Annotated in this window: 14 protein-coding genes, 1 tRNA gene and 1 pseudogene; 8 read left to right on the top strand and 8 right to left on the bottom strand. The window is 62.4% G+C overall.

Features of this window, described 5'->3' with window-relative positions; genetic code table 11:
• Positions 1-77 precede the first annotated feature (77 nt).
• On the top strand, positions 78-1154 hold the full coding sequence (locus tag SJY33_RS13175) for an MBL fold metallo-hydrolase (RefSeq protein ID WP_379923233.1): 1077 nt from the start codon (positions 78-80) through the stop codon (positions 1152-1154).
• A 67-nt stretch (positions 1155-1221) separates the two neighbouring features.
• Positions 1222-1494: an EF-hand domain-containing protein gene (locus SJY33_RS13180; protein ID WP_379923234.1), complete on the top strand. Its 273-nt coding sequence runs from the start codon at positions 1222-1224 to the stop codon at positions 1492-1494.
• Between the two features lie 66 nt (positions 1495-1560).
• On the opposite strand, the gene SJY33_RS13185 is transcribed toward SJY33_RS13180, so the two are convergent.
• Together SJY33_RS13185 and SJY33_RS13190 are read right to left on the bottom strand one after the other, a co-directional pair.
• Positions 1561-2190 (bottom strand): DUF4136 domain-containing protein, encoded by a 630-nt coding sequence (locus SJY33_RS13185; RefSeq protein WP_379923235.1) that lies wholly within the window; start codon positions 2188-2190, stop codon positions 1561-1563.
• 33 nt (positions 2191-2223) lie between these two features.
• The gene (locus tag SJY33_RS13190; RefSeq protein WP_379923236.1) at positions 2224-2637 is read right to left on the bottom strand and encodes an EF-hand domain-containing protein; all 414 of its coding nucleotides are present in this window, start codon (positions 2635-2637) and stop codon (positions 2224-2226) included.
• A gap of 186 nt (positions 2638-2823) precedes the next feature.
• On the opposite strand from SJY33_RS13190, the gene SJY33_RS13195 reads away from it, so the two are divergent.
• From SJY33_RS13195 to SJY33_RS13210, 4 genes are all read left to right on the top strand, one after another.
• Positions 2824-3222: a hypothetical protein gene (locus SJY33_RS13195; RefSeq protein ID WP_379923237.1), complete on the top strand. Its 399-nt coding sequence runs from the start codon at positions 2824-2826 to the stop codon at positions 3220-3222.
• 45 nt (positions 3223-3267) lie between these two features.
• Positions 3268-4332 (top strand): alpha/beta fold hydrolase, encoded by a 1065-nt coding sequence (locus tag SJY33_RS13200; protein ID WP_379923238.1) that lies wholly within the window; start codon positions 3268-3270, stop codon positions 4330-4332.
• 179 nt (positions 4333-4511) lie between these two features.
• A complete protein-coding gene (locus SJY33_RS13205) occupies positions 4512-6359 on the top strand; it encodes a flavin-containing monooxygenase (RefSeq protein ID WP_379923239.1) in 1848 nt (615 codons plus the stop codon).
• Positions 6360-6459: 100 nt separating this feature from the next.
• Entirely contained in the window at positions 6460-8133 is a 1674-nt protein-coding gene (locus SJY33_RS13210; RefSeq protein ID WP_379923240.1) for a sulfatase, read from the top strand.
• Here the strand turns inward: SJY33_RS13210 and SJY33_RS13215 are convergent.
• On the bottom strand, positions 8130-8252 hold the full coding sequence (locus SJY33_RS13215) for a hypothetical protein (RefSeq protein ID WP_379923241.1): 123 nt from the start codon (positions 8250-8252) through the stop codon (positions 8130-8132). The genes SJY33_RS13210 and SJY33_RS13215 overlap by 4 nt on opposite strands.
• Positions 8253-8423: 171 nt before the next feature.
• On the opposite strand from SJY33_RS13215, the gene SJY33_RS13220 reads away from it, so the two are divergent.
• On the top strand, positions 8424-11003 hold the full coding sequence (locus SJY33_RS13220; RefSeq protein WP_379923242.1) for a TonB-dependent receptor: 2580 nt from the start codon (positions 8424-8426) through the stop codon (positions 11001-11003).
• Between the two features lie 42 nt (positions 11004-11045).
• On the opposite strand, the gene SJY33_RS13225 is transcribed toward SJY33_RS13220, so the two are convergent.
• Entirely contained in the window at positions 11046-12506 is a 1461-nt protein-coding gene (locus tag SJY33_RS13225) for an MFS transporter (RefSeq protein WP_379923243.1), read from the bottom strand.
• Between the two features lie 122 nt (positions 12507-12628).
• On the opposite strand from SJY33_RS13225, the gene SJY33_RS13230 reads away from it, so the two are divergent.
• Complete coding sequence (locus SJY33_RS13230; protein ID WP_379923244.1) at positions 12629-13252, top strand: TetR/AcrR family transcriptional regulator; 624 nt, start codon at positions 12629-12631, stop codon at positions 13250-13252.
• 309 nt (positions 13253-13561) lie between these two features.
• Here the strand turns inward: SJY33_RS13230 and SJY33_RS13235 are convergent.
• The 4 genes and pseudogenes from SJY33_RS13235 to panC form a co-directional block, all read right to left on the bottom strand.
• Positions 13562-13810, bottom strand: a pseudogene (locus SJY33_RS13235) (tyrosine-type recombinase/integrase); the annotation flags it as partial.
• Positions 13811-13978 (bottom strand): Arm DNA-binding domain-containing protein, encoded by a 168-nt coding sequence (locus SJY33_RS13240; RefSeq protein ID WP_379923245.1) that lies wholly within the window; start codon positions 13976-13978, stop codon positions 13811-13813.
• Positions 13979-14179: 201 nt separating this feature from the next.
• A tRNA-Gly gene (locus tag SJY33_RS13245) sits at positions 14180-14253 on the bottom strand.
• 55 nt (positions 14254-14308) lie between these two features.
• The gene (gene panC / locus SJY33_RS13250) at positions 14309-15172 is read right to left on the bottom strand and encodes a pantoate--beta-alanine ligase (protein ID WP_379923246.1); all 864 of its coding nucleotides are present in this window, start codon (positions 15170-15172) and stop codon (positions 14309-14311) included.
• Positions 15173-15193: the final 21 nt, after the last annotated feature.

Consider the following 15193-nt stretch of genomic DNA (forward strand, 5'->3'; position numbering starts at 1 on the left):
GTTAATGCATGGTATTAGTTCGTGTCGTTATGGGCGGACTCAAGCTGGCGCGCTGCCCGCATGGAAGGAGCCGAATCGTGACCTGGTTGAAAAGGATCGGACTGGCGGCACTCACCCTCGTTCTTGTCGGGGGCATGGCAGCCTACGCATTTCAGGCGCGCATCGGCATGTGGCTGTTCGAACGCGGCACGGCCCAGCGCATGGGCGTCGACAACCTCGCCGCGCTGGGAGACGGCCTCCACATCGGCCTGTGCGGCACGGGGTCTCCCATGCCCAATCTCGACCGCGCAGGGCCCTGCAACGTCGTCATCGCGGGCAAGCAGATGTTCGTGGTCGACATCGGCGAAGGCGGAGCGGAGACGCTCAATGTCATGGGGTTAAGCCCCGGCCAGGCCGACGGGCTGCTGCTGACGCATTTCCATTCCGACCATATCGACGGCTTCGGCCCGCTGATGCTGTTCCACTGGACCCGCGGATCGAGCACCGCGCCGCTGCCGGTCTACGGCCCCGCCGGGGTCGAAGCGATCGTGGCCGGGTTCAACGCGGCCTACGCGACCGACAACACCTATCGCATCGCGCATCACGGCACCGCGGTCGTCCCGCCAAGCGGCGCGGGCGGCGTTGCGCGCCCGTTCGAAATGGCCGGTCCGACGGCTGTGGTGCTGGAGCGTGGCGGGCTGAAAATCACCGCCTTCACGGTCAATCATGATCCGATCAAGCCCTCGGTCGGCTACCGCTTCGACTACGAGGGTCGCTCGCTGTGCATCAGCGGTGACACCAAGAAGTCGTCCAATCTCGAAGCCGTCTGTAAAGATGTCGACATCCTCGTGCACGAGGCGCTGAACCCCGGGCTGGTGCAAAAGATGGAGGCGGCAGCGGGTGCGGACGGACAGACGGGCGCGGCCAAGATCATGCACGACATTCAGGATTACCACACCTCGCCCGAAGAAGCCGCCGAAAGTGCGGAGACCGCCGGTGCGGGGATGCTGGTGCTGAGCCACCTCGTCCCGCCGCTGCCGAGCCGGTGGCTCTACGCCGCCTTCCTCGGCGATGCCGCAAGCCGCTTTTCCGGCCCGATCGTGGTCGGCGAGGATGGCATGATGTTCTCGCTGCCCGCCGGCAGCAAGACGATCGACCGAAGCCGGTTGATATGAGGCAGCGAGTGATCCGCTGCCGCCATTGGGCTTACCCCGCCCCTAACCCCGTGAAGGAGAATGACTTATGAAGACGATGTACCGGATGGCCGCGCTTGCAGCGGCTTCGCTGGTCCTTGCCCCCGCAGCTCATGCCCAGAGCTACGACATGGCGCTGTCGCAGCTAACGTCGAAGTTCAAGGCAGCCGACAAGAACGGCGACGGCAAGCTGACCCTGCAGGAAGCCAAGGACGGCGGCATGACCCGTGTCGTGGCCAACTTCAAGACGATCGATACCGACAAGGACGGCTACGTCACCTTCGCCCAGCTCAAGGCGCAGCTGGATGCCCGCTACAAGTAGTGACTAAAACGGTCGGGACGCGCCAAATGGTGGTGCGGCGCGTCCCGGCAACCGCCGTGTAGGCGGTCACTTCGGCGGGAAATCCTCGAGGATCCGGGTCACGGCTTCGCGGACTTTCTCGGTGGTCGCCTTGTTGGCTGCGCTCGGTCGTTCGGTACGCTCCACGGTCTTGGTTCCCGCCCCGTGCCACACCGGCGATTTGCCCGCGACATCGTAGATGTCGATCACGAGCGTCCCTTCGGAATAGGCTTTGACGTCTTTCGTCGTGACAGCGACCGGCGTTACCGCGGTGACACCGAGCGGACGGCGGTAGACGCCGGTATAGGCCGGATAATAGGCGCGGCCCCAGCGCCAGTTGGTCTGGTTGACCCAGAAATATTCGGGGCTCGATAGCACTTCGGTGGAATCGCGGCGCCCCACCGTGAACGACACGCCGAAATCGGCATCGGCAAGCTTTTCGGTGTAGCGATACCCCTTGGCCTCTAGCGCCGTGCGAATTTCGCTGGCGATCCTCTGTTCGACGACCGGTGGCACCTGAGCGCTTCCGAACACCGTCATCGGCTTCTCACCCGCCCATGCGAAGGTCTTGTAGGCACTGAAATCGTGGGTCTGGTCATAGTCTGCAGAGAAATTGGCGGTTGCGCACCCCGAGAGGGCGAGGCTTGCGGCGGCGATGGCAATGACAAGCGGTTTCATGGCACGGCTCCAGGTTTCGAGGGGCAGGGATGGTCAGAGCACTGGCAGGTCGGCGAGGATGATCACGCTGTCCTCGTCCTGATCGATCAGGGCGAAGATATCGCGTTCGGGAGTGTCCCATTCGGCGCGGGACAGCTTTCCGTCGCCGTTCTTGTCGGCCATCGCGAGGACTTGCTCGAGCTTTTCGGTGAACTTGCGCTTGGCGATCCGGATCCGCGGCGCGTCTTCCTCGCTCACCACGCCGTTACCGTTACGATCGAGCTTGGCGAAGATGTCGGCGCGGTGCGCGTCATATTCCCGGCGGGTGACCCTGCCGTCGCCATTAGCGTCGGATTCGGTGAGGATATCGCGGACCTTTTCGAGCTGCTCCGCCGATGGCTGGGCGGCGACCGGGAAGCAGGCGCAGGCGAGTGCGGCTGCGGCAAGAATGCGGATGGGTTTGCGCATGGGCATGCTCCGTTCGAATCGCCGACACTGGCTTGCGGCTGATGTACATTATTAATCGAATGCATTAGATGAGCAAGGGGCGCCGCGATTGCCCGCCTTTCAAATTAGCAATTGCCCGGAACGATCTAATGTCTCATATTAATTCGTGAGAGCCCGATACAACGTCGGGCCAATCGAACGGGATGAATGATGGCAAAGTTTCTGAGATGGGCGGTTCTCATGCCGCCGGTGGTGTTGGCGATCCTGTTCGGGTTTCTGGGTATCCGGACGATGACGAACCCCGATCGCGCCGCCGCCTTCTTCGGCTACCAGTTTCCCGATAGCGGTCTGGGGCTGAGCTCGCTGAGCGGTCACTCGGCCAGTTGGGCGCTGACCATCGCCGTCTGTCTGGCGATCGGCCTGATCCGCAAGGAACGCGTGTGGTTCTACCCGGCGATGATGCTGTTCGGATTCTTTGCACTCGGCCGGATTGCCGCGACGCTGCTCCATGGTGCACCGGTTCATCCGGAGCGCGTCATTCCTGAACTGGCGTTCGTCGGCCTGCTCTACCTCGCAGCGCGGCAAACGCCTGAAACCAACCGATAGCAGTACGACGGGCGCAAAGCCGAGACGATTGAACGGGAGCAAGGCATGGTTGAAACAATCCTGATCGGTGCGGGCGCGCTGGGCGCGGCAGCGGTAGCGGGCGCATTCGCAATCACTCGAGACGGGTCGATCGTCACCCCTAGCGGGGCCGGCAAGGTCACTACGGCCTCGGGCACGTTCGAGGGCTTTCCGCTTCCCGACTATGCGCAGAAGTTCGTGACCGGCAGCTACAAGAGCTATTTCATCGAGGTCGAACCGGGCATCAAGGTGCATATGCTCGAAGTCGGCGAGGGCTATCCCATCTTCATGCAGCACGGCAACCCGACCTCGGGCTTTCTCTATCGCAAGGTGGCCCAGCATCTGCCGCTCGACCGGGTGCGCGTGATCATGCCGACGCTAATCGGGCTCGGCTTTTCGTCCAAGGTGCCGGTCAGCATGCACACCGCGGCGAACCACAATCGCTGGATCAACACCGCCTTGCAGCAGCTCGGGCTCGATCAGGTGATCTATGTCGGTCAGGACTGGGGTGGCCCGATCGGTATCGGCGCGCTCGCGTTGTCGCCCGGCATGGCGAAGGGCATCGTCATCATGAACACCGCGATCCGCGTGACCGAGGTCAAGACGAGCCTTTCCAAGATTCACGACCTGATGAAGACCCCGATTGTCGGCGAGTTCCTGGGGAATGTCCGCAACGCGATCTTCCGGGGCCTGCATCGCCCGCAGCACGATCCCGCCTCGATGCCGCAGGAGATCAAGGATCTCTATGCCCGCCCGGTGCGCGAAAGCGGCAACCACAAGGCGCCGCTGGCAATGATGCGGATGGTGCCCGACGGTCCGGATCATCCGAGCACCCCGGTGATGCGCGCGCTGGTTCCCTTTGTACGCGGGCTCGGTGTGCCGGTCGAGATCGTCTGGGGGATCAACGATCCCATCCTCGGGAGCGCGGTGCCTGCGATGCTCGAGAATTTTCCCACTGCAAAGGTTACCGAAACACCGGCCGGGCACTTCCTGCAGGAAGAGGTTCCCGAGGTGATCGCAGAAGCGGTGCTGCGCGTGTTCGACCAGGTTCGACAGGGCGGACCGCAAACAGCTGCCTCTGCTTCCGGGTAGCACCGCGTTGTGCGGCGCTAACGGGAAGAACAGCACCCGACACAAAGCGCTTGCTCCCGAAGCGCGCAGCGGCTAATTAATGCACTATATTAGATCGCGACAACAAGTGTCGGCGCATGTCACTTTTGGGCGCGCTGCCGGATGCCCCTCGTCGCGGTCGACAAGCGAGAGGCAATTGCATGACCACCGTGCTAGACAAGGAAACCATCAGGCAGAAATACGCGGCCGAGCGCGCCAAGCGTCTGCGGCCCGAAGGCAACGAGCAATACCAGCGCCTCTCGGGCAAGTTCGCGGATTTCGCCGTCGATCCGCACACGCCCTTCGCTCCCCGCGATCCCGTCACCGATCACGTCACCTTCGCCTTCATCGGCGCCGGCATGTCCGGCCTGGTCACGGCGGCGCGGCTGAAAGAGGCGGGGATCGACAGCGTTCGCCTGATCGACAAGGCGGGCGGCGTCGGCGGCACATGGTATTGGAACCGCTATCCCGGCGTGCGCTGCGACACGGCGGCGATGATCTACCTGCCGCTGCTTGAGGAAACCGGCTACATGCCGAGCCAGAAATACGTGCCCGGTCACGAAATTCTTGGCCATTGCGAGCGGATCGCGAAGCATTACGGCCTCTATGACAAGGCCCTGTTCCATACCGAGATCGCTTCTGTAGAGTGGCAGGACGATTTGAGGCTGTGGCGCATCACCACCAATCGCGGAGATGATTTCACCGCCAAGTATCTCGGCATGGGCACCGGCCCGCTGCACGTCGCCAAGCTGCCGGGGATCCCCGGGATCGAGACCTTCACGGGCAAGCAGTTCCACACCAGCCGGTGGGATTACGACTATACCGGCGGCGATGCTTTCGGCGCGCCGATGGACAGGCTTGCGGACAAGCGCGTTGCCGTGATCGGCACCGGCGCGACCGGGGTCCAGTGCATTCCGCAGGTCGCCAAGACTGCCGGCCAGCTGTTCGTTTTCCAGCGCACGCCATCATCGGTCGACGTGCGCGGCAATCACCCCATCGATCCGCAGTGGTTCGCGAATATGGCCAAGCCGGGCTGGCAGAAGCGCTGGATGGACAATTTCGTCGACAATGTCGGGCGCGGTCTGCCGTCGGAAGATCTGATCAACGATGGCTGGACCGCGATTTCGCGGCGCATCCGGGAAAAGGTTCTGGATGGTCGGCCGATGTGGCTCGCCAGATTGGCCACGGGGGTAGCGGGCGCGCTGGGGCGTCCTCCGCGCCAGATGAGCCCGGAGAAGATCCTGGCAGCGATCGAGGACGCGGACATCGAAAAGATGGCGGAAATCCGCGCCCGGGTCGATGCGGTTGTTGAGAACCGGGACACCGCCGATCATCTCAAGGCGTGGTATTCGCAGCTCTGCAAGCGCCCCTGCTTCAGCGACGAATATCTCGATTGCTACAACCAGCCCAACGTCACGCTGGTGGACACCGATGGCAAGGGCGTCGAGCGGATCACCGAAACCGGGCTGATGGTGGGCGGCAAGCTCTACGAGGTCGATTGCATCGTCTATGCGTCGGGCTTCGAATTCGGGGCCAACTTCCAGATGAAGACGGGCTTCGACATAAAGGGCCGCGGCGGCCAGCTGCTGTCGCAATACTGGGCCGAGGGCTTGCGCACCCTGCACGGACTGCACGTGCCCGGCTTTCCCAACGCCTTCATGGTGCAGATGAACCAGGCCGCCAATATGGTGACCAACATCCCGCACAATATCGTCGATCATGCCAAGACGGTGGCGCAGGTGATCGCCTATGCCGAGAGCCAGGGCTATGCCGAGGTCGAACCAACTGAGGAAGCAGCCTTGCAATGGGTCGACTTGATCCTGACCAACCAAGGATCGCTGATCGCCTCAACCGATTGCACCCCCGGCTTCTGGAACAACGAGGGCCAAGGATGGAGCAAGGAGTTCCGCCAGTCGCAGGGCCATCCGGGTGGTGCCGAGGGCTATTTCAAGCATATCGAGGCGTGGCGACGGTCCGGCACCTACCAAGGCCTTGTCTTCAGCAAATGAAACGCTCGTAAGGCTACCGATTGCTAAAGCCGTCTCGTCTTGCGCGCTATAATTGATTGCATTAGACATTGGCGGCGACTGCGCCGCGGTGGGGGCATTGATGCTAAGAAAAATCCTGATTGCTGTGCTGGCAGTCGTCGTGATCGGAGCCGCGGTCGGATGGTTCAATCGCAACGCGATCATGACCGCGCTGCTGATGCGCCGGATCGAGGCGACCAAGGAATATGTCGAGCCCACACGGGAGGTCGTGTGGGATCAGGGCCCGGCCACCGCCGATGCGCCCGCCTCCGAACGGCCCCCCAACGTGGTGTTCATCCTGTTCGATGATTTCGGTTACAATGACCTCACCACCTTCGGCGGCGGGGTCGCCGGAGGGAAGGTGCCTACGCCGAACATCGACAAGCTCGCAGGCCAGGGCGCGATCTTCAATCAGGCCTATTCCGGCACTTCGACCTGCGCGCCCTCGCGCGCGATGCTGATGACGGGTCGCTATCCCACCCGCACCGGGTTCGAATTCACCCCGATCCCCGATGGTATGGCCAAGGCCCTGCCCATCTTCGCCGCCGACATGGATCGCGGCGCCTTGCCGCCGACAGTGTTCAATCCAGAATTCGACGAAGAAAAGATGCCCTTCAAGAATCAGGGGCTCCCCGGCTCGGAAGTCACCATCGCCGAACTGCTCAAGACCAAGGGTTACCACACCGTCCACATCGGCAAGTGGCACCTTGGCGAGGCGGCCGAGTTCAAGGCCAATGCGCAAGGCTTCGACGAGAGCCTCAACATGCACAATGGCATGTATCTCCCGGAAGACGATCCGAACGTCGTCAACGCCAAGCTCGATTTCGACCCGATCGACAAGTTCTTCTGGGCCAGGCTGCAATTCGCCGCGACGTTCAATGGCAGCAAGCCGTTCGAGCCGGGCGGCTACATCACCGATTGGTGGACCGACCAGTCACTGAAGGTCATCGAGGCCAACCGCAACCGGCCGTTTTTCCTCTACATGGCCCATTGGGGCGTTCACACGCCTTTGCAGGCGACTCGTAAGGACTTCGAGGCGGTGGGCGACATCAAGCCGCATCGGCTGCGGGTCTATGCCGCGATGGTGCACGCGCTGGATCGCAGCGTCGGGCGGATCATGGCGAAGCTTGAAGAGGAGGGGCTTGCCGAAAACACCATCGTGGTGCTCAGCAGCGACAATGGCGGGGCGGGCTATGTCGGCCTGCCCGACATCAACGCGCCCTATCGCGGCTGGAAGATCACGCTGTTCGAAGGCGGTATTCGCGTGCCGATGTTCGTGCGTTGGCCCAAGGCCATCAAGCCTGGCACCCGGATCGATACGCCGGTCGCGCATATCGATGTCCTGCCAACCTTGGCCTCGGCGGCCGGCGTGCCCCTGCCCGCCGATCGTATCATCGATGGCCGTGACATGTTGCCGCTCGCGACCGGGGGCGGCGCGTTCTCCCGCCCCGATAATGCGATCTTCTGGCAATCGGGCGCCTATCAGGTGGTGCGCGCGGGCGACTGGAAGTTGCAGATCGACGGCACGCGGCAGAAAACATGGCTGTTCGATCTGGCCGCGGACCCCACCGAGAAGACCAATCTTGCCCGAAATCGGCCCGACAAGGTCGCCGAGCTCACGCAACTGCTGGCCGCGCATCACAAGGGTGCGGTCAAGCCGCTGTATCCCTTTAAGCTCGCCAGCCCGGTGATGGTTGACAAGACCGAGGCGCAGAAGGCTGTGCCCGGTGATGAATTCGTGATCTGGCCCAACTAGGCCAGCATCCCCTCGATCCCTTCGATCATCGTCGCCCACGCCCTTTTCTTGTCGAGGACAGGGGTGAAGCTCGCCGACAGTCGGGGCCCATTCCCGCGCGCCATACGCACGCTGCGCAAGCTCCAAATCTCTCCTTGCGGAACTGCCAATAATCTATCACATTAATGTATCGCAGTAGACCGGGTCTGAGCCAGGCGCTGCCTCACTGGAGGGGATTTATGGCAAGGACAACCACTCGGCATCTCGCACTGCGCTTGAAGGGTGCACTGGCGACAGGCACGGCGCTGCCGGTGCTGTTGCTCGGATTGAGCGCGCCGGCATTCGCACAGGATCAGCCGGAGGCGGACAAGGAAGACCTCGCCGTGGTGTCCCCGCGTGTCGGGGACATCGTGGTTACCGCGAACAAGCGCGAGGAGACCTTGCAGGACACGCCCATCGCGGTCTCCGTGGTGGAGGCAGAAGCAATCGAGCAGGCCGAGATCCAGGATCTGCTCGATCTCCAGACACTCGTTCCCTCGCTCGCCATCCGGCAGGGCCAGACTTCGGGTAACACCAATTTCTTCATCCGCGGCTTCGGCAACGGCCAGAACGCCATTGGGCTCGAACCCTCGGTCGGGGTGTTCATCGACGGTGTCTATCGCTCGCGCTCGGCCGCCTCGATCTCCGACCTGCCGAACCTCGAGCGGGTCGAGGTCCTGCGCGGCCCCCAATCGACCCTGTTCGGCAAGAACGCGTCGGTGGGCGTGATTTCCGTGACCACGCGCAAGCCGCAGTTCGAATTCGATGGGCACGTCGAATCGAGCTTCGGCAATTACGGCCTGCATCGCTTCGAAGCCTACGCCACGGGCCCGGTCACCGACACCGTGGCCGTGGCGCTGGGCGGCAATTTCAACCGGCGCGACGGGTATGTCGAGGATCTCGGAACCGGTGGCGACTACAACGAGCGCGACCGCTGGGGCATCCGCGGCGACATCCTGTGGGAGCCGTCGCTCGATGTCAGTTTCCGCCTGATCGCCGATTACGATAAGATCGACGAGAATTGCTGCATCCTCACCAATCTCGTCGAAGGCCCGACCGGCGCCAGCATCCGCGCGCTGGGCGGGCAATTCGTCTCCGAAGACCCGTTCGCGTACAACGTGCTCTACGACATCGTGCCGAGCAACCGGATCGAGAACTACGGCGTGTCGCTTCAGAGTGATGTCGACTTCGATTTCGCCACGCTGACCAGCATCACCGCCTATCGCCGCAATGACGTCGAATCTCAGTTCGATCCGGACGCGACCAGCCTCGAATTGTTTTCGACCAACGCTAGCCAATCGGAAATCGAGACCTTCACACAGGAAATCCGGCTGCAGTCCAATGGCGCGGGCAAGCTGGTCGACTGGATGATCGGGGGCTTCTATTTCGATGAGCAGCTTCAGTCGGGCAACGACCTGTTCTATGGCGCGGATTACCGGCGCTATCTGGGCGCGCTGCTCGGCAACCCCACGCAGGTTTCCGCGTTCGAGGCCGCTACCGGGTTACCGGCCGGGACCTTTGCCGCACCCGGACAAGGCATTTCGGAGATGAGCGAGCAGGACAACACCGCCTGGTCGGTCTTCGGCAATATCGACGTAAATCTCACCGACCGTCTGACTGCCACTTTCGGGGTGAGCTATACCGAAGATCGCAAGGACGTTTCAGTCACGGCGCTCAGCACCGATGCGCTGGCTGCGGTCAATCTTGACCAGCTCGGCTACAACGCCACGCTCAGGAACCTGCTGGCGGCGCGCGGCGTGAACTTGCAGAATTCGGCGTCGGTGGGGCCGTTCGTCGCAGCCAATCCGGCCATCTACGCGCAGCTCCAGCAGCAATCACTGGCGACCGCACTCGGCACCGCGAACCCTTTCAATGGGCTGCGGGCGCTGCAGTTCTTCCCACCCTTCGTCAATCTGCCCAATGCGGTGGAAGACGGACAATCGCGCGACAACAGCACCGACTTCACGGTCCGCCTCGCCTATGAACTGACCGACCAGATCAGCGTCTATGCGTCCTACGCCACGGGCTTCAAGGCGAGCTCCTGGAACCTGTCGCGGCAGAGCAGGCCGCCGGCCGCAATCCTTGCCCCCGGCAATCCTGTGGTCGATCCGGTCACCCGGCAGGTGCTGCGGGCGACGCCTGCCTCGCCGATTGCCGGTGCGGGACTTTACTCGACCAATCTCCTGCCCGGGACACGCCTGGCCTCGCCCGAGGATGCTGAGGTCTATGAGCTGGGGATCAAGGGCACCTTCGATAGCTTCGCCTTCACGCTCACGGTGTTCGATCAGACCCTGAAGAACTTCCAGACCACCGTGTTCACGCAGAACGGGTTCGTGTTCGCCAACGCGGCTGAGCAATCGACCTTCGGCGTCGAGGTCGATTTCCGCTGGAGCCCGCTCGACGGGTTGTTCTTCACCGGCGGCGCGACCTTCCTCGATCCGGTCTATGACAGCTTCCCCAATTTCGGCCCCGGCATCGATATCTCGGGACAGCAACCGCAAGGGGTGGCGGAGACCCAGTTCACGCTCGGTTCGAACTACAATTTCACCATCGGCAGCCTCGACGCCTTCGTGCGGGCCGATTGGCAGCATATCGGCGATTCGCCGTTTCTCGACGATCCGAACGAAGCGGCCCGGCTGGTGGGCAGCGGCTTTTCACGCGAACAGAACCTCGTGAACATGTCTGTCGGGATCAGGACTGCCAGCGACTTCGCGGTGTCCTTGTGGGCGCGCAACCTGCTTGACGATCAACATATCGTCTTCGCTTCGCCCGCCCTCGCACAGGCGGGCACGATCAACGGCGCGCCGAACCAGCCGCGCACCTACGGGGTAACGATCCGAAGGTCGTTCTAGCCGCTGCGCCGGAACGAACCCGGCTCCGCCTTCGCGAAAACCTCAGGAACCCAGCTTCCTGAGGTTTTCCTCATGAGTGGCCCGATCGATCCGGTAGGTCGAGATGACCCCTATCATCGCGATCCAGAGCGCCAGCACGAGCGGCACGTAATATGCTCCCATCCGCCACACGGCGTCGGCGCTGACGTCCTCCGGCTTGGCGCCCGGTGAGACGCCTGCGAGCGTCAGGATCGTCGTTGCCGCCATCACCCCGAGACCGCGCACGGCCTTGTCGATGAAGGTCTCGGCAGCGATGAACACGCCTTCGGATCGCCGGCCCGTCTGCAATTCGCTGTCCTCCACCAGATCGGCCAGCATCGACGCGAACAGGATCTGGAAACAGATGATCAGCCCGATATCGAGGATGTTGGTGATGGTGACGAACCAGAAGATGAAGGGCGTCCCATTGGGCGGCAACAGGTCGAGCAGCCGCAGGACGATAGGCACCGGCGCGCCGCCGAAGGCCAGCAGTCCGATGATGATCGCGCCGCGCTTCTTGCCCAGTTTGCGCGAGACGAAGGGTGCCAGAACCAGTCCGATGCCCGCCGCGACAAAGGTGCCGATGAAAATCGCGCCCGTCTGGCGCTCGTCGAAGCCCCAGAAATAGGTGAGGAAGTAGAGCGAGAGACCCGCAGCCAGCCCGCCGGCGATCGCCGCCAGCATCGCGGCGATGAACAGCGACAGGAAGGAGCGGTTCGAAAGCGTTTCGATCAGCTCGCCGAAGATCAGTTTGATCGTCAACCTACGGGGCGGAGGAGCGGATTTCAGGTAAGGAATTCGCGAGTGCGTTCCCGCCGCACTGACGAGGATCGACAGCAGGATCGCCAGCGCCCCGACGAGGCCATAGATCGGGTAGGCGTCGCGGTTGAATCGCCCGTCGGCAATGGCGGCGGTCACGAACATCGGGAACAAGACCGCAAAGGCCCATACCGACACCGCATTGCCGCCCACCCAGGCGAGAGAATACCGCAGGCTGTAGAGCGCGGTCCGCTCGTGATAGTCCGTCGTGAGTTCGGGCACGAGCGCGCTCGCCGGTGTGCGGTAGAAGGTGATCGCGGTCCGCACGATCACCGCCAGCGTCACAAGGTACCAGAACAGCACGGTCTGGCTGGCGTTCGCGGGCGGCGTCCACAGGAAGTAGTAGCTCGCCGCGAGCGGGATGGCCGAGGCATAAAGGAACGGATGGCGCCTGCCCCACCGCGATCGCAGATTGTCGGACCAATAGCCTACAATCGGATCGCTGAGCGCATCGCACACCAGCGAGATGAGGATCGCCAAGCCGACCAGCCGCGCATCGAGACCGACCACCTGACTGTAGAAGATCAGCAGAAAGAAATCGAATGCGGCCGCCGTGATACCCGGGGCGATGGCGCCGATGCCGAAGGCAAGCTTGGTCGGCCGCGACAGCGGCGGCGGAGCGGCGGTCTGCTTGACGGGATCGGGCGCACCAGCTTGATTGTACACGCGTCGCATCCCCCTGATCATTCTTGCTGCAAGCCGGGCGAACCAGTTCTGTTCTTTGCGGTAAGCCTGCGAGTGTGGTATCCCATGGCTCACATTAATGTGCAATATTAGATCAGAGAACCATGTCCCAGTCGACGCATTCCGATACACGAACCGCTCTGCTTCAGTCCGCACAGCGCCTCATCGCCGAGCGAGGATTGGGCACGGTTTCCGTCAAGGACATCACCCGCGCTGCGGGTGCCCGCAATCCGAGCGCGGTGCATTACCACTTCGGCAATCTGGAAACGCTGATCAAGGAAGTCTTCATCCAGCGCTACAGGGCGATCGAGGCAGAGCGCGCCCTGCGTCTCGCCAAGGTCGATGAACCCGATCCGGCGCGCCGGCTTGCCGCGCTGATAGCAGCGGCGATTGCCCCCTTCATGGATTGCTGCCTTGACGAGGAAGGGCGGCTTTACGTCAGGTTCTGTCTCCAGTTCTCGTCCGATCCGCGCTTCAACCTGCTCGAGCTCGTCACCGAACACGGGATGCCCAGCCTGCTCTTGCTGCGGGCTCAAGTGGTTGCGTGCCTGCCCGACATTTCCGAGAATGTGGTGAACGCGCGCCTGCGCCAGGCCTTTTCCATCGCGCTCCTGCAGGCAGCAGACTACGCGCGCCAGCTTGAAGCAGGTTTCGAAATCGCGCCTGAACAGGCTGTGAGCGAAGCGGCCAACACACTGGCTGGCTATATCAGAGCTCGGATCGGATGATCTAGGCACTCGCCTGCCGTTGGCTCCGACCCGAAGAATTGTTCAAGAGCCACAAGCCGAAAGCGTCCCAAGGCATTGGATCCGAACGGCGCAATAGGGGTACGATTAGCACATCCCCCCTCGCGAATTCGCGCTGCATCTCACTGATGTATCGAAGGAAACAGAGTTTGTGCACGAATGACCAGCTCCCGAGTTGGGCGGGTTTGCGGCAAGTTGCGGGCAAGGAACTTGGCTATAAAACGCTGAAATATTGTCGAGGACCTTCGGTCACTCGCGGATCGTAGGCGAGTTGCGGTTTCTTCAGATCGATCACCGCTTCCCCGCCTTGATCGGCACCACCTCGGCGCCCTTCCGAAGTTGATCTAGGTTGTCGCTCCACCATTGTGCCATGGCCACGCGCTCCTTCCAGTGGGCTCCGCGATGGTAAGCGGCGCGGATCCTGTCGCTGTCGCCGTGGGCAAGTGCGCGTTTGATGGCGTCGAGGTGCCACTTGCCGCTTTCGTTGAGAAGGGTTGACGCCATGGAGCGGAAGCCGTGGGCGGTCATTTCGTCGGTGGATTAGAGGCCGATCGCCAGCTTCTTCTCCTTGCCGTCGATCCGGTATTTGACCCGCCACAGCTTTCCGCCCGACGGCTGCACCAGCAGGAACAGGCCCAGAGTGTCGCCCACCTTATAAGCCTTACCGCGCGGCTTGGCGTTCCGGATCGCAACATCTGTCAGCGGCATGGCCCTCGGTCCTTTCCCAGCTCATGGCCCCCACGTGGGGGCTAGTCCAATTGCCCGAAATACCATGGCCCCGCGATGTGGCCCCCAAGAGCCCCGGATGCAGCGGGAAGCATAGGGACATTCTCGGACGACCGAGGGCCTAAACCCCTCGGATTTCCAAGGGTTTTATAGACTTTCTGGGGCTGTTTGGGAAGGGAGGGCTGGAGCGGGTAGCGGGAATCGAACCCGCATAGCCAGCTTGGAAGGCTGGAGCTTTACCACTAAGCTATACCCGCCCGCTCGATTGCGCCAATGCCACCGAAGATGCAGGTGCGTCAATATCGTCTGGTATCAAATGCGCGGGTTTACGCCCATGTTGTCAATCAGACGTGTCCCGCCGATACGCGCCGCGATCAGCAGCCGGGCAGGGGCCTGGTTCAACTGCTTCAACGGGGCAAGGCTGCGCGCATCTGCCAGTTCGGCGTAGTCGATGTTGGAAAAGCCGCCTGCCAGAACATCGGTCTGCAACTGCGCCAATGTTCCGGGTACATCGGCGCCGCCTTCGATAGCAGCAATGGCGGCCTTCATCGCGCGTGGAAGCGCTGCGGCGGCGGTGCGATCGGCAGGGGAGAGATATCGGTTGCGGCTCGACATTGCCAAACCATCGGCCTCGCGTACCGTCGGGACACCGGTGATCGCACTGACATGCGGGAAGGCCAGATCGAGATCGCGCGCCATTGTCCGAATGACGGCGAGTTGCTGAAAATCCTTCTCGCCGAAAAATGCCGTATCGGGCTGCACTTGGTTGAACAATTTGCACACCACGGTAGCCACGCCATCGAAATGTCCAGGACGCGCCGCGCCGCACAGGCCATCGCTGACCCCGGCAACGCTGATGTTTGTTGCATAGCCTTGCGGGTACATCGTTTCGGCGTCCGGCGCCCACAACAGTGCGCAGCCTGCGGCTGCCAGCATCGCTGCATCTTCAGCCAGTTGCCGCGGGTAGGCGTCCAGATCCTCGTTCGCGCCGAACTGCTTGGGATTGACGAAGATCGAGGCGACGACATGATCTGCGCTTTCCCGCGCGCGGCGCACAAGCGTCAGATGGCCTTCGTGCAGGGCGCCCATGGTGGGCACCAGAGCGATCGTTGCGCCATCGGCCCGCAGCTGTGCCAAAGCGGTTCTCAACATTTGCAGCGACTTGACCGTTTGCACCTGTGCGCCTCCAAGGATAAA

The organism is Erythrobacter sp. R86502 (assembly GCF_042466465.1).
GTDB lineage: Bacteria > Pseudomonadota > Alphaproteobacteria > Sphingomonadales > Sphingomonadaceae > Erythrobacter.

Coding starts and splice junctions, on each gene's coding strand:
- SJY33_RS13180 (WP_379923234.1), top strand. CDS start 1,222: ATGAAGACGATGTACCGGATGGCCGCGCTTGCAGCGGCTTCGCTGGTC.
- SJY33_RS13185 (WP_379923235.1), bottom strand. CDS start 2,190: ATGAAACCGCTTGTCATTGCCATCGCCGCCGCAAGCCTCGCCCTCTCG.
- SJY33_RS13190 (WP_379923236.1), bottom strand. CDS start 2,637: ATGCGCAAACCCATCCGCATTCTTGCCGCAGCCGCACTCGCCTGCGCC.
- SJY33_RS13195 (WP_379923237.1), top strand. CDS start 2,824: ATGATGGCAAAGTTTCTGAGATGGGCGGTTCTCATGCCGCCGGTGGTG.
- SJY33_RS13200 (WP_379923238.1), top strand. CDS start 3,268: ATGGTTGAAACAATCCTGATCGGTGCGGGCGCGCTGGGCGCGGCAGCG.
- SJY33_RS13205 (WP_379923239.1), top strand. CDS start 4,512: ATGACCACCGTGCTAGACAAGGAAACCATCAGGCAGAAATACGCGGCC.
- SJY33_RS13210 (WP_379923240.1), top strand. CDS start 6,460: ATGCTAAGAAAAATCCTGATTGCTGTGCTGGCAGTCGTCGTGATCGGA.
- SJY33_RS13230 (WP_379923244.1), top strand. CDS start 12,629: ATGTCCCAGTCGACGCATTCCGATACACGAACCGCTCTGCTTCAGTCC.
- SJY33_RS13240 (WP_379923245.1), bottom strand. CDS start 13,978: ATGCCGCTGACAGATGTTGCGATCCGGAACGCCAAGCCGCGCGGTAAG.